The 21,046-nt window shown below is 69.5% G+C and carries 20 protein-coding genes; 11 read left to right on the plus strand and 9 right to left on the minus strand.

The window, feature by feature from the left end; all coding sequences use genetic code 11:
• On the minus strand, positions 1 to 217 hold a 217-nt coding region (locus ON23_RS13380; protein WP_039778495.1), incomplete at its 3' end, for a hypothetical protein.
• Positions 217 to 1,230 carry an RNA polymerase subunit sigma-70 gene (locus ON23_RS13385; RefSeq protein ID WP_063821265.1) on the minus strand — a complete coding sequence of 338 codons (1,014 nt, stop codon included), beginning with the start codon at positions 1,228 to 1,230 and terminating at the stop codon, positions 217 to 219. The genes ON23_RS13380 and ON23_RS13385, both read right to left, overlap by 1 nt.
• 354 nt (positions 1,231 to 1,584) lie before the next feature.
• Between ON23_RS13385 and ON23_RS13390 the strand changes: the two genes are divergently transcribed.
• Positions 1,585 to 2,199: a hypothetical protein gene (locus ON23_RS13390; RefSeq protein WP_039778497.1), complete on the plus strand. Its 615-nt coding sequence runs from the start codon at positions 1,585 to 1,587 to the stop codon at positions 2,197 to 2,199.
• Positions 2,200 to 2,219: 20 nt separating this feature from the next.
• Here the strand turns inward: ON23_RS13390 and ON23_RS13395 are convergent, their stop codons facing one another.
• Entirely contained in the window at positions 2,220 to 2,573 is a 354-nt protein-coding gene (locus tag ON23_RS13395) for a MerR family transcriptional regulator (protein WP_039778498.1), read from the minus strand.
• Positions 2,574 to 2,705: 132 nt separating this feature from the next.
• Between ON23_RS13395 and ON23_RS13400 the strand changes: the two genes are divergently transcribed.
• The 6 genes from ON23_RS13400 to ON23_RS13425 all read left to right on the plus strand — a co-directional run bounded on the left by ON23_RS13400 (position 2,706) and on the right by ON23_RS13425 (position 7,437).
• The gene (locus tag ON23_RS13400; protein ID WP_174376484.1) at positions 2,706 to 3,143 is read left to right on the plus strand and encodes an Hsp20/alpha crystallin family protein; all 438 of its coding nucleotides are present in this window, start codon (positions 2,706 to 2,708) and stop codon (positions 3,141 to 3,143) included.
• A 118-nt stretch (positions 3,144 to 3,261) separates the two neighbouring features.
• Entirely contained in the window at positions 3,262 to 3,468 is a 207-nt protein-coding gene (locus ON23_RS13405) for an Rv3202a family protein (RefSeq protein ID WP_039778500.1), read from the plus strand.
• 147 nt (positions 3,469 to 3,615) lie between these two features.
• On the plus strand, positions 3,616 to 3,831 hold the full coding sequence (locus ON23_RS13410; RefSeq protein WP_039778503.1) for a hypothetical protein: 216 nt from the start codon (positions 3,616 to 3,618) through the stop codon (positions 3,829 to 3,831).
• Between the two features lie 105 nt (positions 3,832 to 3,936).
• Positions 3,937 to 4,428, plus strand: a complete 492-nt coding sequence (locus ON23_RS13415) for a DUF2231 domain-containing protein (RefSeq protein ID WP_039778504.1) — start codon at positions 3,937 to 3,939, stop codon at positions 4,426 to 4,428.
• 127 nt (positions 4,429 to 4,555) lie between these two features.
• Positions 4,556 to 6,793 (plus strand): MMPL family transporter, encoded by a 2,238-nt coding sequence (locus ON23_RS13420; RefSeq protein ID WP_039778506.1) that lies wholly within the window; start codon positions 4,556 to 4,558, stop codon positions 6,791 to 6,793.
• Positions 6,794 to 6,819: 26 nt separating this feature from the next.
• Positions 6,820 to 7,437 carry a TetR/AcrR family transcriptional regulator gene (locus tag ON23_RS13425; RefSeq protein ID WP_039778508.1) on the plus strand — a complete coding sequence of 206 codons (618 nt, stop codon included), beginning with the start codon at positions 6,820 to 6,822 and terminating at the stop codon, positions 7,435 to 7,437.
• Positions 7,438 to 7,440: 3 nt separating this feature from the next.
• Here ON23_RS13425 and ON23_RS13430 read toward each other — a convergent pair whose 3' ends face one another.
• Positions 7,441 to 8,172: an IclR family transcriptional regulator gene (locus tag ON23_RS13430; RefSeq protein WP_051042657.1), complete on the minus strand. Its 732-nt coding sequence runs from the start codon at positions 8,170 to 8,172 to the stop codon at positions 7,441 to 7,443.
• 177 nt (positions 8,173 to 8,349) lie between these two features.
• On the opposite strand from ON23_RS13430, the gene ON23_RS13435 reads away from it, so the two are divergent.
• Genes ON23_RS13435 through dmpG form a run of 3 tightly spaced genes read left to right on the plus strand, consistent with a single transcriptional unit; the run spans position 8,350 to position 11,170 of the window.
• Positions 8,350 to 9,162, plus strand: coding sequence for a 2-keto-4-pentenoate hydratase (locus ON23_RS13435; RefSeq protein WP_039778510.1), 813 nt, complete (start codon positions 8,350 to 8,352; stop codon positions 9,160 to 9,162).
• 5 nt (positions 9,163 to 9,167) lie between these two features.
• The gene (locus ON23_RS13440; protein WP_039778512.1) at positions 9,168 to 10,148 is read left to right on the plus strand and encodes an acetaldehyde dehydrogenase (acetylating); all 981 of its coding nucleotides are present in this window, start codon (positions 9,168 to 9,170) and stop codon (positions 10,146 to 10,148) included.
• Positions 10,145 to 11,170, plus strand: coding sequence for a 4-hydroxy-2-oxovalerate aldolase (gene dmpG, locus ON23_RS13445; protein ID WP_039778513.1), 1,026 nt, complete (start codon positions 10,145 to 10,147; stop codon positions 11,168 to 11,170). Before ON23_RS13440 ends, dmpG begins: the two co-directional genes overlap by 4 nt.
• Before the next feature lie 60 nt (positions 11,171 to 11,230).
• Here the strand turns inward: dmpG and ON23_RS13450 are convergent, their stop codons facing one another.
• Genes ON23_RS13450 through ON23_RS13460 form a run of 3 tightly spaced genes read right to left on the minus strand, consistent with a single transcriptional unit; the run spans position 11,231 to position 14,602 of the window.
• The gene (locus tag ON23_RS13450; protein ID WP_039778514.1) at positions 11,231 to 12,082 is read right to left on the minus strand and encodes an alpha/beta hydrolase; all 852 of its coding nucleotides are present in this window, start codon (positions 12,080 to 12,082) and stop codon (positions 11,231 to 11,233) included.
• Positions 12,082 to 13,026, minus strand: a complete 945-nt coding sequence (locus ON23_RS13455; protein WP_039778515.1) for a VOC family protein — start codon at positions 13,024 to 13,026, stop codon at positions 12,082 to 12,084. The genes ON23_RS13450 and ON23_RS13455 overlap by 1 nt, the downstream gene beginning before the upstream one ends.
• A gap of 28 nt (positions 13,027 to 13,054) precedes the next feature.
• On the minus strand, positions 13,055 to 14,602 hold the full coding sequence (locus ON23_RS13460) for a bifunctional 3-(3-hydroxy-phenyl)propionate/3-hydroxycinnamic acid hydroxylase (protein ID WP_039778516.1): 1,548 nt from the start codon (positions 14,600 to 14,602) through the stop codon (positions 13,055 to 13,057).
• 160 nt (positions 14,603 to 14,762) lie between these two features.
• On the opposite strand from ON23_RS13460, the gene ON23_RS13465 reads away from it, so the two are divergent.
• Positions 14,763 to 15,428 (plus strand): TetR/AcrR family transcriptional regulator, encoded by a 666-nt coding sequence (locus ON23_RS13465; RefSeq protein ID WP_039778517.1) that lies wholly within the window; start codon positions 14,763 to 14,765, stop codon positions 15,426 to 15,428.
• A 12-nt stretch (positions 15,429 to 15,440) separates the two neighbouring features.
• Here ON23_RS13465 and ON23_RS13470 read toward each other — a convergent pair whose 3' ends face one another.
• The gene (locus tag ON23_RS13470) at positions 15,441 to 16,217 is read right to left on the minus strand and encodes an IclR family transcriptional regulator (RefSeq protein ID WP_245555941.1); all 777 of its coding nucleotides are present in this window, start codon (positions 16,215 to 16,217) and stop codon (positions 15,441 to 15,443) included.
• Positions 16,218 to 16,372: 155 nt separating this feature from the next.
• Positions 16,373 to 20,995 (minus strand): cation-translocating P-type ATPase, encoded by a 4,623-nt coding sequence (locus ON23_RS13475; RefSeq protein WP_051042651.1) that lies wholly within the window; start codon positions 20,993 to 20,995, stop codon positions 16,373 to 16,375.
• Positions 20,996 to 21,046: the final 51 nt, after the last annotated feature.

Here is a 21,046-nt window from a genome sequence, read left to right on the forward strand (position 1 = left end):
GCTCGGGCCCGGGATTGAGCAGCCGCCGCACCGGTATCGCGGCGGGGGCGAGGACAGCTCCGGCGGCGAATCGGGCGCGTCTGCCGCTGCGGCATTCCAGCTCCAGTTCGCCGCGAGTCACCACGACCAGGGTGTCGGCCCAGTCGGCGGCCACGTAGTCGAGCGCCTCCCCCGGCTGCAGCACCACGCTCCAGCGCCGCACGCGCCGAGCGTCCATCAGGTCTGCGACGGCAACGCGGGCGGCAGCGCGAACGCGGCGAACAACTCCGGCTGATGGAACAGGGCGATCTCGGCGAGCGCATCGCCGTCGACGGTCAGCACCCCGATCGCGAACGCCTCGAACGTGTCCGCGCCGGGCTCGCGCCAGTACAGCCCGAACGCCGGTTGCCGGTTGGCGCCCGTCGGCCGTAGCCGCCAGCCGCTGCCCATCTCGCCGAAGACGTGGTCGGCGAAGAATGTGCCGATGTCGCGGCGACCGGCGAACCACACCGTGCCCGGCGGCATGATCAGCGTCGCGTCGTCGCGCAGCAGGGCGACGAGCGCGGTCGGATCGGCGCTCTCCCACGCGCCGATCAGCTTCGCCAGCGCCCGGCGTTCGGCCGCCGTCGACACCGGATGCCATCGATCTCGTTGTGCGGGAAGATGTTCCGACAGGGTGGCATGGGCACGCTGCAGCGCGCTGTTGACCGCCGCCCGGCTGACCCCCAGCGCGGCGGCGGTGTCGGCGACCGACCAGTCCAGCGTGTCTCGAAGGATGAGCACGGCGCGCTGACGCGCGGGCAGCCGCTGGATCGCGGCCAGGAACGCCAGCTCGATCGTCTCCCGCGCGGTGACGACCGCCTCCGGTTCTTCTCCCGCGGCGGCGACGTCCAGCAACCGATCGGGATACGGCTGCAGCCACGGCACATCCACCGTGCCCAGCTCGTAGCGGTGCGGGTCAGCCGGGCCGGCCAGATCGGCCGGCCACGCCCGCGCCTTGCGCCGCCGCAGCGCGTCCAGGCAGGCATGGGTCGCGATCCCGTACAACCACGCGCGCAGCGAGGCGCGCCCGGCATAGGTGTCCAGCCGCGACCACGCCCGCACCAGCGTCTCCTGCACGGCGTCCTCGGCGTCTTCCACCGAGCCGAGCATGCGATAGCAATGCACCTGCAGCTCCCGCCGCACCGGCTCGACCAGATGCGCGAACGCGACCTGGTCGCCGTCGCGCGCTGCCTCGACTCGCTGATCCATATCTGTATGACGCATCCGGGACCGATCAGTCATCGGTCTCCCGAAAACGATGCTCCACGAGTTCCAGGGCTTTCATGTCCGACGAAGACCGCCGCGCCGCCCGCGGGCGGAACCCGGTGGGGGAACCCCTATCCCGGAGCGCGCGTCGACGCGAAGACGAAATCGACTGAGCCGCGCAGCCACTCGGACAAACGACCAGGTGAGCGGTGGCGCCCTGTGTCCGATACCTCACGATCCGAATCGGCCGCTTCCGGTTTAGCCGCGCCAGACAGCGGTCATTCTCGGAAGGACGTACTCGGCTCTATACGCAGGGTCGGTTCGTTGTGTGTCGGTATGAAGAGGTTCACGCCATCCATGGCTTTCATCCCCACTGGCCGCAACGACAGCGATCCAACCGCCCACCTCGCGGTGCGGAATGCGCTGTCGCAGGCCTTCGAACTGGTCGACGCGATGCTGCGGTCCGATTGCGCGGAACCGCAATCCGCTAGCGGCGATGCGGTATCCGTCACCCCGCAGCGAGCGGCGGGCGACGGCATCGTCCCGTTCACGCGCGGCGCCGGACTGCTCCAGCGTGTCGAGCGAGCGGTGCAGCGCTGCATCGGCCATACCCAGCTGCGCAGCATCGTCGCGGTGACCGGCCCGGCGCAGCATGTGCCGGATGCCGTGGCCGACCATGTCGAAGCAGTGGTCGCCGACACCGCCTCGGCGGCCGCCGCCCGAGCGGGCGTCGCCGCGATCGTCGTCACCGTCACCGTGGCCGACGTGCTCACCGTCACCATCGACACCCTCGACCCCACCGGCACCACCACGGCCGACGCACTGCCGACGGCCGTGGTGTCGACCGTGCACGCGCGCGCCCGCGAGGTCGGCGGCTGCTGCCGGGTCTTCCCCGGTGGCCGGGTCTCCTGGACGGCGCCACTGCCACCCCACGGCAAGGACGCGATCGCCGACTACCCGATCAGGTTCTGAGGCGACCGGAGCCGCCGCGGTCAGTGCGGTAGTTGCCGGTGGGTGATCGTGTCGCGCAGTTGGTCGCGTTCGGCGGTCAAGGCGGTGTTGTGGGCGCGCAGCGCGCTGTTGTCGTCTTCGAGATCGAGGATCCGCGCGATGGCCGACAGATGGATCCCCTGCCGGGTCAGAGCGGTGATGCGCTGGAGCCGGGCCAGGTCGTCGCCGCTGTAGCGCCGGGTCCCGCCCGCGCTGCGGGCGGGCGTGATCAGGCCGTGTTGCTCGTAGAGGCGCAGGGTGTGGATTTCGATGCCGGCCAGCTCGGCAGCGACCGATATCGGGTACACCGCCTGACCCGACCCCGGCAGATGTCCCTCGCGCCGATCCGAACCCATCCTGCTCCCTTCTCCGTGCGCAACCAGTTTATCTCCCACAGCTTCTTGCACTCTCCTCACCAGAGTGCTAAATAAATCTGTGTCAGGTAACAGAGGTTATCTGAGGTTCCTTCGAGTGATATAAGGAGTGAACTGGAGGTGGCGACCATGCTGATGCGCACCGATCCGTTTCGCGATCTGGACCGTTCGACGCAGCAGGTGTTCGGCACGCAGGCTCGACCGGTAGCGATGCCGATGGACGCCTGGCGCGAAGGTGACGAGTTCGTGGTGGAGTTCGATCTGCCCGGCATCGACCCCGATTCGCTGGATGTGGATATCGAACGCAACGTGGTCACGGTGCGGGCCTCGCGCCCCGGAATCGACTCGGGCAGGTCGATGATCGCGGCCGAACGCGTCCGCGGGGTATTCCGGCGACAGGTGATGCTGGGCGACAGCCTCGACACCGATCACATCCGCGCCGACTACCGCGACGGCGTACTCCGGTTGCGAATCCCGGTGGCGGACAAGGCCAAACCACGCAAGATCAGCGTGGACCGGGTCGACAACGACCGGCAGGCGATCACGGCCTGACCAGAACTGTGTATCCACGGGTGGGCCCGGTCAGCTGCGGCTTCCGGGCCCATCCGGCCCCTTTTCCGATCCGCACCGGCGCGCCCGCGCCGGTGATCGCTCGCAGAAGGAGTCCGTGATGACCGCATTTCCCGCAGGCAGCGACGCCGACCACGCCGAACAGCAGGCCATGGCCGACATCCGCGACCACGACACCGGCCCGGACTTCACCAGGGTGCATCCCCTGGCCGAACGCATTCGCGACGCTTTCGACACCGCCGACCGTATCGATCAGTCCTGGACTCTCCCCCATGCCGATGACGACTACGACTGCCTCGCCTACTGACCACACGTCGCCACACCATCCAGGGCGGCCCGAGACGGCGGAAGCGGTCGTGCACTGGCCCGACCCCAGCCCACTGCAATCGTGGTGGGACACCGTCATGCGGCCCGCCCGCCGAGCCTCGGCCGACGCCGAAAGGAGGGAGCTCTCATGCCGATAGCGCTCACCCTGACCGGCGGCGCCGGCATCGCCGCGACCGTCGCCGTCGCCTACGTCACCGTCGCGGCGACCTACTGGTGGGAGATGCGCGCTTCCGGGCCCGGCTCCGGCGCGGACTCAGCGCACGACAACGACGGTGAGGACCGGCGCGGTCTTCGCATTCGATCGAGGCGCCCTGCGGCAGCGCATCGACAGGGCCGCGAATAACCGTCGAACCGCCGCTGCGCTGGCTATGCTCGGTTCGACCGTGGCGTCGGCGAGTTCGGGGCGGTCGTCGGCACCGTGAGAATCGCGAGTGACCGAGGAGTCCCGGTGACCGTCATCCACAACCTGCCCGCGCACGTGCTGTTCGTTCATTTCATCGTGGTCCTGGTGCCGTTGACCGCGATCCTGGAAATCGTGTGCGCGGTCTGGCCGGCCGCGCGCCGCGGCCTGCTGGTGTGGCTGACGCTGGTGCTGGCGGTGATCGTCATGGTGCTGACGCCGATCACCATTCACGCCGGACAGTGGCTGTACAACCTGCGCCGCAATCCCGACGAGATCCTGCGCGAACACGCCGAACGTGGCGAGACGATGCTCTACTTCGCCATCGCGCTACTGGTCGTCGCGGTGGCGTTGACCGGCCTGCACCTCGCCGAACGCCGCGGCGCCGATCTGCGCGCGCTCGCCACGGTGGGTGTCGCGGTCCTCGCCGTGGTCGTCGGCATCGCATCGATCGTGCAGACCTACCGCGTCGGCGATGCCGGGTCGCAATCGGTGTGGGGCGACGAGATCGCACGCCTGCAGAAGAACCGCGGCGACTGAGCGACGCCGCGATCCTCATCACAGATCGGGCCGGATGACGCCTGTCCGGGATACCTTGTTATCGAATAACAACTGTTAGTGACTAACAGTTGTGAGCCGAGCAACTTTTCCCGGATTGGAGTGTGTGATGGCGGCGTGGTTGTACCGGCTCGGCCGGTTCTCGTTTCGTCACAAGTGGTGGGTGATCGCCACCTGGGTGATCGCCGCGGTGACGGTGGCCGGGCTGGTCGGCGCGCTGAATCCCAAGTTCGCAAAGGATTTCGATCTGCCCGGCACGGATTCGGGCACGGCGACCAACCAGGTGGAGAAGTACTTCCCCCAGGTCATGGAGCAGCAGAAGCATGCCTCGACCAGCATCCTGGTCGCCGCCGACGACGGGATCGCCAACCATACGGCCCAGATCGACGCGCTGGTGGCCGACCTGAAGACGCTGCCGGAGGTGGCGGATCCGCAGACGGTGGTCGATCCGGTCCTCGCGGCCCAGGTGAATCCGGCGATCGCCGCATCGGTGGTGGGCGACAACGGCAAGGTCGGATTGATCCAGGTGCGCCAGAACATCGAGATCATGGACCTGAAGGTGGAACAGAAACACCAGCTGCAGGACATCCTCGCCAAGCACGACGGGCACGGGCTGCAGGTGGAGGCGACCGGCTCGCTGATGCAGGTCATGGAGACCGGCGGCAAGGCCGAAATGATCGGCTTCGCCATCGCTTTCGTGGTGATGATCGTCGCCTTCGGCGCGCTGGTCGCCGCGTTCATCCCACTGGTGACCGGTCTGGTCGGGGTATTGATCACGATCCTGCTGGTCACCTTGAGCGCGAAGTTCCTGAGCGTGAACGAGACCGCGACCGGCATCGTGACCATGCTCGGCATCGCCGTCTCGATCGACTACGCGCTGTTCATCGTCTCGCGCTACCGCAGTGAGGTGAAGCGCGGCGGCACACGCGCCGAAGCCGCCGGACGCGCGGTCGGCACCGCGGGTTCCGCGGTGGTGTTCGCCGGACTGACCGTGGTCATCGCCGTGGTGGCGTTGATGGTGATCGGTATCCCGCTGATCACGCAGATGGGCGCCGGCGCGGCTGTGGCGGTGGCGATCGCGGTCCTCGCCGCGCTGACGCTGATTCCGGCGCTGCTCGGCGCGGTCGGACGGTTCGCCTTCACACCGCGCATCCCGTGGATCAGGCACGCCGAACAGTCCGAGACCGTCGACACCAACGGGGTGCGGTTCGGGCGCGCGGTGGTGCGCCGGCCGCTGCCGTTCATCGTGGCCGGGCTGGCCGTGCTGGTGCTGGCGGCGCTGCCGATGAGCAAACTCGAACTCGGCCTGTCGATGTCGAGTCCGGACGAAGCACGGGCAATGGCGTTGCTGGAGCGCGGTTTCGGCAAAGGCGTCAACGGGCCGTTGCTCGTGATGGTGCACGACAGCGGCGGTGACGTGAGCCGCGCGGCCGACGATGCCGTCGCCCACATCAAGACCCTCCCCGATGTCGCCAACGCGGGCACCCTGACCTGGGTCGGCAACGGTACCGCGCAACCGAATTCCGGCGCGAACACCGCGCTGATCATGGTCACGCCGAACAGCGGCCCGGCCGAGCAGGCCACCCACGATCTGATGGAACAGATTCGCGACTACGCGCCGTCCGTTGCGCACGACGGTGCGGAACTGCACGTCGGCGGGCAGACGGCGATCATGTCGGATCTGTCGGCCAAACTCGACAAGGCACTGATTCCCTACCTGATCGTCGTCGTCGGCCTGGCGTTCCTGATCATGATCGCGGTGTTCCGTTCCATCTGGGTGCCGCTGATCGGCACCGTCGGATTCGTGTTCTCGGTGCTGGCCACCTTCGGCGTGACGGTCGCGATCTTCCAGGAGGGCGCGCTCGGCCTGATCGACAACACTCAGCCGATCCTGTCGTTCCTGCCGATCTTCCTCATCGGCGTGGTGTTCGGACTCGCGATGGACTACCAGGTGTTCCTGGTGACCCGGATGCGGGAGGAATACATGCACGGCATGAGCGCCACCGACGCCATCATCGCCGGGTATCGGCACGGGGCCCGGGTGGTGACCTCCGCCGCGGTCATCATGATCAGTGTCTTCGCGGCATTCATGCTCGCCCCCGACACCACCTCGAAGATGCTCGGCTTCGCGCTGGCGATCGCAGTGTTCTTCGACGCCTTCATCATTCGCATGATCGTGGTGCCGGCGGTGATCGCACTGCTCGGCGACCGCGCCTGGGGTCTGCCGCGATGGCTCGATAGGCTCGTGCCCAACTTCGACATCGAAGGCGGCGCCGTCCGCAACCGGGGCATCGACGTCGAGGCGGAGGCCGTTCCCGCTGCCGAAGCCGTCGGCGCGAGGAGTTGACGAAGGCATCGAACGAAGGAGCCGGCATGACGTCGACCACCGCCCCGGGACAGAGCCCGGGGCGGCGGGTCGGGTTACGGGAGAAGCACAAGGCCCGCACCCGCACCGCCATCCGCGAGGCCGCGATGCGGCTGTTCGACCAGCAGGGATACACGCCCACCACGGTCGAACAGATCGCGCAGGAGGCCGACGTCTCACACACCACCTTCTTCCGCTACTTCACCTCGAAGGAACAGGTGGTCATCAGCGACGACCTCGCCGAGGAGCGCGAGGCCGCGATCGCCGCGCTGCCGAGCGGGCTCGGGCACTTCGATCTGCTGCGGGCCCTGCTGCGCGAAATCTATCGGATCAGCATGGCCGATCCGTGGGCGTCGAATCCGGATCGGATGCGGCTGATCCAGTCCGAACCCGCTCTGCAGACGGCCTTTCAGATCGAATCCGACCGCGCCCTCTTCGGCGGTGTCGCGTTCTTCGCCGACTACCTCGGCCTCGATCCGGACAACCCCCGCCTGCGCGTCTTCGTCTCCGCCGCACGCGGGGTGCTCATGCACATCGCCAACGACAGCGCCGATCCCCGCGACGAGGGGATGCTCACCACCTTGCTCGAGGCCGTCGATCTGCTCGAGCAGGGGCTGCCGCTGTAGCGCTCACCTGCCCGGGGCCGACATCATTCGTGCGCGGCGGGTGAGGGTCGCACCGATACCGTCCGCGGCCACCCGCACCGATGCCACATGACTTTCCGGATGGAATCGGTGCGAGGCGCCCGCGATGCTGATCGCCGCGACCACACTGTCGGCCTCGCGCACCGGCGCCGCCACACACACCAATCCCGGTGCCGATTCCTCGAATTCGTAGGCCACGCCCTCGGCGGCGATACGGTCGAGTTGCCTGCGCAACGTGCCGGGCAGCACGATCGTCCGGGGCGTATGGGCGGGTAGCGGGCCGGTCAGCACCCGGTCACGCAACGACCGATCCGCATGGGCGAGAAGCGTTTTCCCGATCGCCGTGCAATGCACCGGCATCCGCCCGCCGATCCGCGACGGCGCACTCGCCTGGCGCCGTCCGCCGATCTTGGTCAGATACACCACGTCCGTGCCGTCGAGGACGCCCAGATGCACGGTCTCGTGGATGCGCGCGTTCAGTTCCTCGAGAAACGGGATCGCGACCTCCAGCAGGCTGCGCTCCACGGACGCGCGCATGCCGAGTTCGAACAGGTGGCCGCCGAGGCGATAGCCGACCTCGGTCCGCTCCAGCAGCCGGACAGTGACCATATCCGACAGGACTCGATGCAGGGTTCCCTTCGGCAGCCCGGTGCGCCGGCCGATCTCGGCCAGGCTGAGGCCGCCGTCGTCGATCGAGAACGACTCGAGCACGGCCATGACCTTGCCCAGCACGGTGGATCCGTCCACCGGCCGTGCGCCGTTGCTCGCCGATTCCGCCGTTCTCACCTCGCCGAGCTTACCCGGCGTTCCGCTCAGCGGAACGAAACGCTGGTGCGGCCCTCCGCTCCGGCGCGAGAGTGAAGGCTCCCCGCTCCGACTACTCCAGGATCTTGGATGCCGACACCACGACTCGACGACCGAATCGCCGCGGCCACGACCGCCGCGGCGCACCGGCTCAGCACCGCGGCACGAACCGCCACCCCCTGCCGCCCCGTGCGTGACCTGATCGGGTCGGACGACGTCGCCGCCGCTTACGCGGTGCAGGCGCAGGCGACCGCCGAGCGCCTCGCCGCCGGCGCCACGATCGTCGGCCGCAAGATCGGCCTGACCTCACCGGCGGTGCAACAGCAACTCGGTGTCGACCAACCCGACTTCGGTGTGCTGTTCGACGACATGCACATCCGCGAGGACACGCCCATTCCCGCGAGCCGCCTGCTGCAACCGAAGGCCGAAGCCGAGGTCGCGTTCGTACTCGCTCACGACCTCGCCGACGGTCCGCTCGACGACGCCCAGGTGCGCGCCGCCGTCGACTACGCCGTGGCCGCACTGGAAATCGTCGACAGCCGAATCGCCGACTGGGACATCACCTTCGGCGATACCGTCGCCGACAACGGCTCCAGCGGACTGTTCGTGCTCGGAGCGCAGCGCCGCACCCTCGACGAATTCGAACCCGTCTCGACGCGGATGACCATGTCCATCGACGGGGTCGAAGTCTCCACCGGCACCGGCGCCGCCTGTCTGGGCGATCCCCTGCTCGCACTGGCGTGGCTGGCGCGCACCGCGCGGGAATTCGGCGAACCCCTGCGCGCGGGCCAGGTGATCCTGTCCGGCGCGCTCGGGCCGATGGCCGCGATCACCGCCCCCGCCACCGTCACGGCCGACATCTCCGGGCTCGGCTCGGTGACCGCCGTCTTCATCGAGGAGTGACACACATGAGCGACAACCGTGGCGCCGTCAAGGTCGCCGTCATCGGATCGGGCAATATCGGCACCGACTTGATGATCAAGGTCATCCGGCATTCGACCGTCCTGGAGATGGGCGCGATGGTCGGCATCGATCCGGAATCGGACGGTCTCGCCCGCGCCCGGCGGCTGGGCGTGCCCACCACCGCCGACGGCGTGCGGGGACTGCTACAGCTGCCGAACTTCGACGAGATCGAGGTGATCTTCGACGCGACCTCGGCCAAGGCGCACGCGGCCCACGCGGCGGTCCTCGAGCCGCTGGGCAAACGCCTGATCGACCTCACCCCGGCCGCGCTGGGACCGTTCGTCGTCCCGGCGGTGAACCTGGACGAACACCGGCACGCCGGCAACGTCAACATGGTCACCTGCGGCGGCCAGGCCACCATCCCGATCGTCGCCGCGGTCTCCCGCGTCGCACCGGTCCCCTACGCCGAGATCGTCGCGTCGATCGCCTCGAAATCCGCCGGGCCCGGGACGCGGGCGAATATCGACGAGTTCACCGAGACCACCGCGCATGCGGTACAGACCGTGGGCGGCGCGCGCCGGGGCAAGGCGATCATCATCCTCAATCCGGCCGAACCGCCGATGATCATGCGCGACACCGTGCTCTGCCTGACCGCGGCCCCGGATCCGGCCACCCATGCGGCGATCCGCGCTTCGATCGAGGAGATGATCGCGCAGGTCGCCACCTACGTCCCCGGCTACCGGCTCAAACAGCAGATCCAGATCACCCCGATTCCGGCCGACCAGCCGGTGCACACCCTGCAGCCCGCCGACGACGGGCCCGCACCCACGCATCAGGTGAGCGTCTTCCTGGAAGTGGAGGGCGCGGCGCACTACCTGCCCGCGTACGCGGGAAATCTCGACATCATGACCTCCGCGGCGATGCGCTTCGCCGAATCGGTCGCCGACACGATCGCCGCCCCGGCAGAACAGGGAGCCTCGCGATGACCACCCAACTGTTCATCCAAGACGTCACGCTCCGCGACGGCATGCACGCCGTGCGCCATCGCATCACCCCCGACGACGTCGGCACGATCGTGGCGGCGCTGGACGCGGCGGGCGTCGACGCCGTCGAGGTCGCCCACGGGGACGGACTCGCCGGCGGCAGCCTCAACTACGGCCCCGGCAGCAACACCGACTGGGAGTGGATCGAGGCCGCGGCCGACAACCTCACCCACGCCCGGTTGACGACCCTGCTGCTGCCCGGCATCGGCACCATCGAACATCTCGAGCAGGCCTACCGGCTGGGCGTCCGCTCGGTCCGCGTCGCCACCCACTGCACCGAGGCCGACGTCTCCGCCCAGCACATCGGCAAGGCGCGCGACCTCGGCATGGACGTCTCCGGCTTCCTGATGATGTCGCATATGGCCGAACCCGAGCAGCTCGCCGAACAGGCCAAGCTGATGGAAAGCTATGGCGCGCACTGCGTTTACGTCACCGACTCCGGTGGCCGGTTGACCCTGAACGGCGTGCGCGATCGCGTGCGCGCCTACCGTCGGGTGCTCGATCCGGCCACCGAGATCGGTATTCACGCGCACGAGAATCTCTCGCTGTCGGTCGCCAATTCCGTTGTCGCCGTGGAGGAAGGGGTCACCCGCGTCGACGCCTCACTCGCCGGGCACGGAGCCGGGGCGGGCAACTGCCCGATCGAACCGTTCGTCGCCGTCGCCGACCTGTACGGCTGGAAGCACAACTGCGACCTGTTCGCCCTGCAGGACGCCGCCGACGATCTGGTGCGGCCATTGCAGGATCGCCCGGTACGGGTGGACCGCGAAACCCTCACCCTGGGATACGCCGGCGTATATTCGTCATTCCTGCGCCACGCCGAGGCGGCCGCGCAACGCTACGGATTGGACGCGCGCACCATCCTGCTCGAGGTCGGCCGGCGCGGACTGGTCGGCGGGCAGGAGGACCTCATCGTGGACATCGCCCTGGACCTGCTGGGCGAATCCAGCGCCGCGACCGCCTGAACACCGAAGGGCCACCGAGTAATTCGTACTCGGTGGCCCTTCGGTTTCGGTGATCCGCGCTCAGTTTCCGGCGACGAAGCCGGTGACGAGGCGGTTGAATTCGTCGGCGTGTTCGATCATCGCCCAGTGACCGCAGCGGTTGAGCAGCACCGCCCGGCTGTCGGGGATGTGCGCCAAGAGCAACAGGGTGTTCTCGTAGGACACCACCCGATCGTCCTTGCCGTGGATGAGCAGGGTGGGAGCCGAGATGTCGGCCAGCCTCGAGCGATCGACCCACTCCGGAATCGGTGTGCCGGCGGCCAATCCCGCCACATAGTTGTGCAGATGTTCCGGGCGGGCCAGCGCGGCATCGGAACGGGCCTGCACGAGTTCGGGCGTCGCGAAGCGCGCTTTGTCGAAGGTCATCACCTCCACCAGGCGGCGCATATTCTCCGGGGACGGATCGCGGTAGGCCGAGATCAGCACCTTCAGCCCCTCGGAGGGTCCGTCGCCCGCACCGAAGAGGGTGGGGCCCTTGCCGATCGGCGGTCCCATTGTGATCAGATGGGTGACCCGCTCCGGATGGTGGATCGCCAGCCGCAGCGAGGTGTGCCCGCCCATCGAATTGCCCACGAAGGCAGCCCTTTCGACACCGACCGCGTCCAGGAACTGCACCGCGGCGTCGACGTGGTCGAGCCGGTCGACGGTCGCCGCGTCCGACTCACCCCAGCCGGGCATATCGACCGCGTAGACGTGGAAGCGTTCGGCCAGCGCGGGGATGTTTCCGGAGAAGTTGGACCAGCCGGTCGCTCCCGGCCCGCTGCCGTGCAACAGCACGATCGGCGCGGCGTCGACGGGCCCGGCCTCGTAGTAGCGCAGTTTCCAGTCCGGGGTGGTGACCGTGCGGGCGGCCGAATCCTGGGTGATCGTCATCAGTGGGTCATCTCCTCGTGTGCGATATTCGTGAACGGCGCGCGGCCGAGCAGATCGTGGACGACCTCGGGCGCGCGGTGGCCCCAGCTGTGCAGCCGGTCGAGGGTGCGCACCTGCCACGTGTCGTCGTCGATGAGCAGTCCGCCCCAGCCGAATTCGACGGAGAAACCGGACGGTGTGCGGACGTAGAAGCTGAACATGTTGTCGTTCGGGTGCATCCCCAGCGTCATCTCGAACGGCTGCGCGGCGTCGAGGCAGCGGTCGTAGGCCGTGCCCACATCGCGAATGTCGCTCACCTCGATCATGAAGTGGTGGGTTCGCTTCGGATGCGGCATCGCGCCGAACGCGACCGAGTGGTGGCGTGGATTGCAGTGCAGGAAGATCAGGTCCGCGAAGACGCCGGGCGCCAGTTCCTCGACGATGGTGTCGCTGACGCGAAAGCCGAGCAGGCCCTCGTAGAACGCCATGTAATCGGCCCGCTCGACTCCTCGGGCGAGCAGGACCTGATGTCCCGCGCCACCGGTGCCGGTGACGAACGAACCCAGTAATACCTCGGATCGGAACGGCGTCGGCGCGTCGGCGAATCCGGTGACCAGCTCGATGCGGTTGCCCATCGGGTCGGTGGTCAGCACGACCCGGTCGACGTGACGGGAATCGGCAAGTGCGGCATCGCCTTCGCTGACCTCCACACCGGCTGCCCGCAGCGTCGCGACCAGCCGGTCGAGTGACTCCTCGGAGTCGACCTCGTAGCCGGAAACGGCCAGATCGTCGGCGGCGCCACGCTCGATACGCCAGCGGAAGGCCCGCTGGTCGGTGCGCAGTGCGAGACTGTCGGCATCCTCGGCGGCGAGTTGCATACCGAGCAGATCGCAGGCGAAATGCCGCCAGGCGGCCAGATCACTCGCCTCGTAGACGACATAGGCGAGTTCTTTCACTCCGGTCATCGTGAATACTCCTGATCCGAAAGGCTTTTCAGCACGTGGGGGCGGCGAGGCCGTGGACGTCGTCGGCCGCCACGAAGCGGTCGGGGCGCAGCGCGACGGCGCGGCTGCCGTACCGCTGCAGCCAGGGGCGCAGCACGTCGTCGAGGTCGACGAGGTCGTCGCGGCCGCGGGTGTGGGCGGTGCGCGGGCGAACGGCGACGTAGCGGGCGCCGAGCGCATCCCAGCCGGCCTTCTCCTCGGGGGTGAGCAGGTCGGCCGGGTCGAGATCGTCGCCGAGCAGCACGAAGCCGTCACCGAGCAGGTCGTCGAGGCGGGTCATGCGCCCGGCCGTATCGCCGACGATCGGCTGGGGCACCATCCGGCCGATGATGCTGGCGTCGGCGACCTCGCCGCGGATCCATCCCGCGGTGAGAGTGGGCGGGGCGGTCAGTGGCGGTTCGAACGGGGTCACCAGGCCCTCGGGGACGGTGTTCATCGCGTCGACTTCGGCCTGGGTGGCCTCCTGTTTGATGACGCGGCCCAGTTGCACGGCGAGGTCCGTGTAGAAGGTCACGTTGGGCCGGCGCTCGGCCTCGTAGGTGTCGAGCCAGCTGTCCGGCAGCGCCCCCCGCAAGACCCGGCCGAGCTTCCAGCCCAGGTTGTGCGCGTCCCGCATTCCGGTCTGCATGCCGGCCCCGGCCCATGGCGGCATCAGGTGCGCGGCATCACCCACCAGGAAGATTCGCCCGTTGCGCCAGGTGTCGGCCATCCGGACGTGGTGGCGGTAGAACGCGTACCGGTGGATGTCGACGTCGTCCTCGGAGACCCCGATCGCCTCGAGTAGCGGCCAGACCTCGGCCGCGGTCGGGAAATCCGCCTCGGTCTCGCCGTGCATGAGGGGCAGCTCCCAGCGGTGATTGCCGCCCGAGAGCGCGATGTCGACCACCGGGCGTTTGCGATCGGTCCAGAAGGTGAGCACGTCACGGTCGGGCCACCAGCGCCGCACCGCGCAGTCGACGACGATCCAGAGCGTATCGGCGGTATCGCCGTCCAAATTCGCGCCGATCCAGCCGCGGGTTCGGGAAGAGCCGCCGTCGGCGCCGATGGCGTAGCGGGCGCGGCAGGTGCGGATCTGCCCGGTTTCGGGATCGGTGGTCGTGACGGTCACGCCCGTCTCGTCCTGCTCGATCCCGGTCACCTCAGTGCCGTACCGGACCGACAGCCGATCGCCGTATTCCGCTCCGGCCGAACGCAATTCGGCCTCCATGGTCGGTTGATAGATGTTGTAGAACCGCGGTCCGGGCCCGAGGGTGCTCGGCGGATGCTCGATCCGCATCACCTCTTCGCCGCTGTAGGTGACCCAGCGCAGCATCCGCTGCGGGTCGATCACCTTGTCGATGCGCTCGTCGATGCCGAGGCTCTGGAAGATGCGCATCGTCCAGTCGTTGATCGTGACGGCGCGCGCCCGCGGGTAGATGTCGCGGTCGCGCTCGAAGGCCACGACCGAGGCGCCCTGCCGGGCGAGGGTCAGCGCGGCGATCACGCCGGACGGGCCGTATCCGATGATCGCGACGTCGGCGTCGAAATCCTGACTCATGCGGGTCTCCCGAGTTCCCGACCGATCACTTTCGGACCGATCGTTCCATTCCTTGCAGCCAGGGTCACATGTGACCGCGGACACTGCCAGCGGATTCCGCAGTGCAGAACGGGCCCGAGCGGCGGCGCTCGCCCGGGGAGGTGCTCCTAGGCTGGCGCGCATGGAGTCCACGCAGCCTCGCGCCCCGATCGCCCCACCGGCCGGCAATCGGCGCGGGCGACGTTCGCGCGCGGAGATCCTCGACGCCGCCTCCCGGCTGATGGCCGAACGCGGCTACGCCGCGACCACCATCTCGGTGCTGAGCGCGGAAACCGGACTACCGAAAAGCGCGATCTACCACCACTTCCACTCCAAGGGCGGCCTGCTGTCGGCGGTGATGGCGCACGGCGCCTACGACTTCTACCGCGCGATGGCGCAGGCACAGGCGACACCTCCGGAAGGCGGCACCGCCCGCGAGCGGCTGGGCTGGTTCCTCGAGCGCACCGAGGAGGTGTTCATGACCAAGGCCGACTTCCTGCGGTTGCATCTGATCCTGCTCATGAGCGCCGAGGCGGCCGATGCCGAGGTGGGTTCGATGATCGAGCAGGTCCGCACCGACGGCCGCAGACATATGAACCGCATGATCGCCCAGTCCTTCATCGCCGAGGGAGACGAGATCGCGCAGGCGGTCGCCGACGAACTCGACTACTTCGGTATGGCGGGCTTCGACGGCGCCTTCATCGCGTGGCAGGCCGACCCTGCCCACGGTCTCACCGGGCAGCTCGCACAACTCGCCGACGCACTCGCCGCACTGGGCGCGGGAATCGTCGCGAGCCGGCGCGGCTGATCTCGGCCGCCGTCACGCCAAGTCGCGTCCCAGATCCGCGGCCGCGGAGCGAAGTACGGCGACATAGCGCGGCAGCGATCGCTTCTCGTAGCGGACACTCGGCATCGAGACCGACAATGCCGCGACGGCGGCGCCACTGCCGTCACGCACCGCGACCCCGACCGCGACCACGCCCCGTTCGGAACGGCCGTCGTTGACCGCGAACTCGTTGTGGCGGATCTTCTCCAGCTCGGCGCTCAGCTGCCCCAGGTCGGGCGGCGGTTCGGGCCGTTCGGTGAAGCGTTCGGGCGCATACAGGGCCGCGAGCTCCGCCGGCGACACCTCGGCGAGCAGCACCATCCCGCCGGAGGTGCGCTGTGCGGGAAACACCATTCCCTCCCGGCTTCCCACCCGCAACGCCTGACCGCACTCGACACTGGCGACGAACCGCACGGTGTCGGCGGTCCGGACGGTCAGATTGGCCGACTCGCCGAGCTGATCGACGATGCGCCGCAACTGCGGCAGCGCGGCCGCGCGCAGCCGGGATGCCGCCGACCGGGAATGCGCGGCGAGCTCGAGCAGCGGACCGACCCGATAGGCCCGGTCGGAGTCCTGCACCGCGAAGTCGCGATACACCAGCATCTGCAGCAGACGATGCGCGGTCGAGGGAGCCACCCCGATCCGCTCCGCCACCTGCGACACGGTCAGCGCGCCCTCCAACTGCAGCATGGCGGCGATCCGGAGCGCGTTGTCGACGCTGGTGACGGCGTAGGCCGGCGGGGCCTTGAACGGCTGGCCCAACTCGTCCACCTCGCTTCTGTACCGCAGAAAGATGCGTTCTCCACATCGGAACAGGCTCCACGATAGCTGCGGGGTGAGGGATCCCGTCTTCACCGTGCGCCGGAGAGGCTGCGCAGCGCGGGACCGCCGGTCGCCCGACAGCGGTCCCACGCGCCGAGCGACGGTCAATGAGATTGCACGCCAACGCTTTCGATGCTCAGCGGGTACACGCGGTCCTCGACGTGTTCGCCCTCGTCCGGCGCGACAGTGGGCTGTCCCGGCTCGGTCGGGCGGCGGGATGGCAGGAGCGCGCCGGCGGCGGTCGCGGTCGCCGCCGAGGTGAGCGCGGTGGCCCAGCCGACGGGCCCGAGGGGGCGGCAACCGAAATACGTCGACAGTCCGGGGGTCATCACGACCGTGCCCAGGAAGGCCGCGCTGCCGGCCGCGGTGAGCCAGACCTGCGGGCTGTGGCGGGCGGCCAGGACCGTCTGCCCGAGCTGTGTGCCCACCAGCGCGACCAGGGCGACCGTCGCCGCCCGGCGTTCGGTACCGGTCCAGCGGGCGATCGACCACGCCACGGTCGAGGCGGCGGCGGTGGTGGAACCGCGGATCACGATCGTGCGGCGCAGATCCGCGGCGATATCGGTGCGCGGCCGCGCGGCCAGCTGTTCGGCGAGCAGGTCGGCGCGTTCCTGATGGCCGGTGGGCTCCTCGTCGCCGGACCGCTCGGTCGACAGCGCCACAGCCATCGCCGGGAACATGTCGGTGAGCATGTTGACCAGCAGGAACTGCCTGGTGCCCAACGGGGCCCGGCCCGCGAGCGCGGTGCCCAGGACCGTGAACGCCACCTCACCGGCATTGCCGCCGACCAGGATGCCGACCGCATCGCTGACGCGCCGCCACATGCCGCGCCCCTCGATCAGCGCATGCAACAGCACCAGCGGGTCGGGATCGGTCAGCACCAGATCGGCGGCGTTGCGCGCGGCGGTCGATCCCTGCGCGGTGAGTCCGATGCCGACGTCGGCGGTGCGGATCGCGGCCGCGTCGTTGCCGCCGTCACCGGCCATCGCCACCACCTCGCCGCGCCGCTGCAGGGTGGTGACGATGCGAACCTTCTGCTGCGGGCTCACGCGCGCGAAGACGCTGCTGCGCGCGATGAGCTCCGACTGCGCGGCATCGTCGAGTTCGGCCAGATCGCTTCCCGTCACCACCGGATCGGCGTCGATACCCAGATCGGCGGCGATCGCGGCGGCGGTGACGGGATGATCGCCGGTGATCATCCGCACACGAATGTCGTTGCGCTGCAACGCGCCGACGAGCGGGCGCGCCTGCGGACGCGCGGTATCGGCGAGCCCGATGAAACCGAGCAGGGTGAGCTTCTCGACCGCGCTCACCACATCCCCCGGCGCCGCGGACAGATCGCGGCGGGCGACGACCAGCACCCGCAGCCCGCGTTCGGCCATGCGATGAATCATGCGGTCGGCGGCGCGGCGATGGTCGGCGGACATCGGTTCGTCGTGATCGGCACCGTCGCGGCGGGTCCGGATCGCGGTGCAGCGGGCGAGCACGATCTCCGGGGCCCCCTTCACGATCAGCCGCCAGTGCCGCCGCCGCGTCTGCCCCAGCGTCGCGGCGTATCCGCGATTCGATTCGAAGGGCAGTTCCTCGACCGTATCCCAGCGCTCGTCGCGGTCGAGCCGTTCGGCGGCGTCGAGCACCGCCTGATCGGTGGCGTGCACGATCGGGCCGTCGTCCGGGTCGGGGCAGGCGTGGGCCGCGGCCCGCAGCAACCGGCGGGCGCGCGGGTCGTCGTCCTCGGGCGACCACTGATGCTCGAGGTCGGCCAGGGTGGTCAGCCGCAGGCGGCCGAAGGTGAGGGTTCCGGTCTTGTCGAAGCAGATGGTGTTCACCCGGCCCAGGGCCTCCACCGTCCGGCTGGCCCGCACCAGGAGGCCGTGGCGCGACAAGCGCCGGGCGACGGCCAGCTGCGCCACCGTCGCGACGAGCGGAAGTCCTTCCGGCACAGCGGCGGTCGCGACCGCGACCCCGTCGGCGATGGCCGCGCGGATGCGCTGGCCTCGCAACCATCCCAGCGCCGTGACCAGCGATCCGCCGCCCAGGGTCAGCGGCAGCGCCTGATCGCTGAGCGCACGCAGCTGCGCCTGCACTCCCCCGAGACGCGGCGGCACCGCGACCGCGGCGGCGCGGTTGGTCTCGGTATCGGACCCCACCGCGACCACTACGGCCACCGCGGCGCCGTTCACGATCGTGCTGGCCTCGTACACCATGCAGCGCCGGTGATTGAGATCCGCTCCGGGCGTGGCGGGACTGTCCTTGGGCACCGTGACCGATTCGCCGGTCAGGGCCGATTCGTCGACTTCCAGGTCTTCGGCTCGTAGCAGGCGCGCATCCGCCGGAACGACGTCGCCGGTGCGCAGCGCGATCACGTCACCGACCATCAGGGCGGTACCGGGCACCGATTCGCTCGGCGGCTCGGGATCGTGGTCGAGCGCGGTGCGCTCGACCCGGCGGCCGGTCAGCCGCTCGTGCGCGATCAGGTCGCGCAGCGCGTTCTCGGCGCGTTGGCGCTGCAACGCCGACACCACGGCATTGACCGCCACCACACCGGCCACCAGCGCCGCGTCACCGGGCGAGCCCAGCACGGCGGAGGCCGCCGCGCCGACACCGAGAATCGGGGTGAGCGGATCGGACAGTTCGCGGCGCACGGTGGCGAGGAAGCGCGTCGCCGGGGACAGCTGCGCGGGAATCCGGGTGAGCGGCGCGGTCCACGAGCGCGTGGGAGCCGGTTCGCCGCGTTCGGGCTCCGGCAACCGCGTCAGCACTTCGTCGGGTTCGAGACTGTGCCAGGGAACCAGCGGTGCGCCCGACTCCGGGAGCCGGCCGCGGGCGGCCTGCACGCCCGCCCACGTCCCCTGCATCAGGCCGCTGGCCTGCGCCGCGGTCACCGGCCACGCATCGCGTGTGCGGCCGGCGGCCAGGAGCAGGCCCGCGAGCGAACATGCCGAGAGCGCCAGGACGCGGCCGCGTTCGCTGACGTGGCGGGCGGGAGCCACCGTCAGCAGGACCCGCATGACCTGATCGAGATCGCCGCAGACCACATCGGCCGCCCACGGCATCGCCTCGACCTCGGCGGCGCTGATCCGGCTCACACCGATGGCGACGTCCGCGCAGTTCAGAGCCCCGGCGGAATCGGTGGCGACCAGCCCCACCGCATGTCCGTCGGACTGCAACCGGCGGACCAGTTCCGCCGCCGACCCCTCACGTTCGACGAATTCGTCCGCCAGAGAACGCAATTCGAACGCATCACGTTGTCCGCGCACCACCACCTTCAGGCCCGAGGCCCGGGCGGCGAGCATCAGTGTCCGCGCGCGCGGATCGAGTTCGCGGCCGACCAGGACCCGGCCCAGCACGTCCGTTCCGTCACAGACGTCGTACCAGCCGGGAATCGAGTCGCCGGGATTGCGGTCCGGGTCCGGTCGCAGCCGGAGGTCGCCGGTATCCGGCGTCGCCGCGGCGGTATCCGGTCCCGACCACAGCAGCCGCTGAGCGGCGTTCCACACCTGGGCCGTGGTCCACTCCGGCGCGGAATTCTCGGCATTCCCCGAGTCGGAATCGCGGGTTTCGGCATCGAGCACCAGCCGTCCGCTTCCGTACAGCACGGCGCCGTCGATCACCAGGGCACTCAAACGATCCAGCCGCCGCCACACCGAGGGATCCATCGTCAGCACACCGGACGTCGCCAGCAGCGTCGAGACGGTCGCCGCGAAACTCTCCCGGCTCGCTCGCGCGGCCTTCGGCGCCGCGAGCGACAACGCCCGGCCCACCGACGACAGGCCCTGTCCCGCGGCCACGGCGGCGGCTCCGGCGGCCGCGGCGGCCGAGGCCTCGTCCGCGCATCGCTCGACCGGGCCGGGCGGCAGTTCGACCGGACGCTCCCGGTGTGGCGGGGACTGCAGGATGTCGCGGGCCCGGCGGTGACCGTGTTCGACCTCCCACAACCGCCAACGGGCATGGCGCACACCGTGTTCGGTGACGGCCAACGTCCGATGCAGCGCGTCGACGAGGACGTTCGCGGGGCTGTCGCCGGCGGCCTGGGCCAGCGCGTTCGCGGTGGTGAGCAGCAGATCGGTGCGGGCCCGCCCGAGACGCTGTTCCAGCAGCCGCCGGATGCGGGGCTGGGAGTCGGCCAGCGCCACCAGCGACTGCAGCGTCTCCACGCCGTTGCGGCCGGGGATGGCCGCTCCGACGAAGGTGACGCCCGCGGAGAGCAGGTCCCCGGCCAGCGAAATCGCCGCCGAGACAACGGGTTCCAGATCGGCGGGATGTTCGGCACTCGGGTCCCAGGCGGTATCGGCGACGCCGGCGTCCTGCTCGGCGGCGGCGATCGCGTCGACCACTCCGGGCACCGCTCGATCGTCGCGGACCGCGGCGACCACATCCCCGGTCACCGCGTTCACCCGCATCCAGCGCACACCCGGCAGCGAACCCACTCGCCGGTGCACGGCGTCGGCAACCTTCTCGCTCCGCTCCGAACACAGGCCCCGCACTTCGACGACCACCCGATCCTCGACGGCGGCGATCCGTCTGCGGTCCCGGCGCAGCGCCGGGTTCAGCAACGACCGCACCTCGCGCTGCAACTGCCCGGCGACGTCGTCGGCGACCTCCGTCAGCCGCAGTGCGGTCTGCCCGGCGGACACCGCCCGCACGGGCAACCGCGCGGAGCCGCCGATGAGAGCCGTCCCCGTCCGGCCGACCCCCGACACCACACCGATCAACGCCTGAAACACCGGACCTCCAAGCCCGTACGAGTACCGTCGTCCGAGCTACTACCCAGGATT

Source organism: Nocardia cerradoensis NBRC 101014 (genome assembly GCF_000308535.1).
GTDB lineage: Bacteria > Actinomycetota > Actinomycetes > Mycobacteriales > Mycobacteriaceae > Nocardia > Nocardia cerradoensis.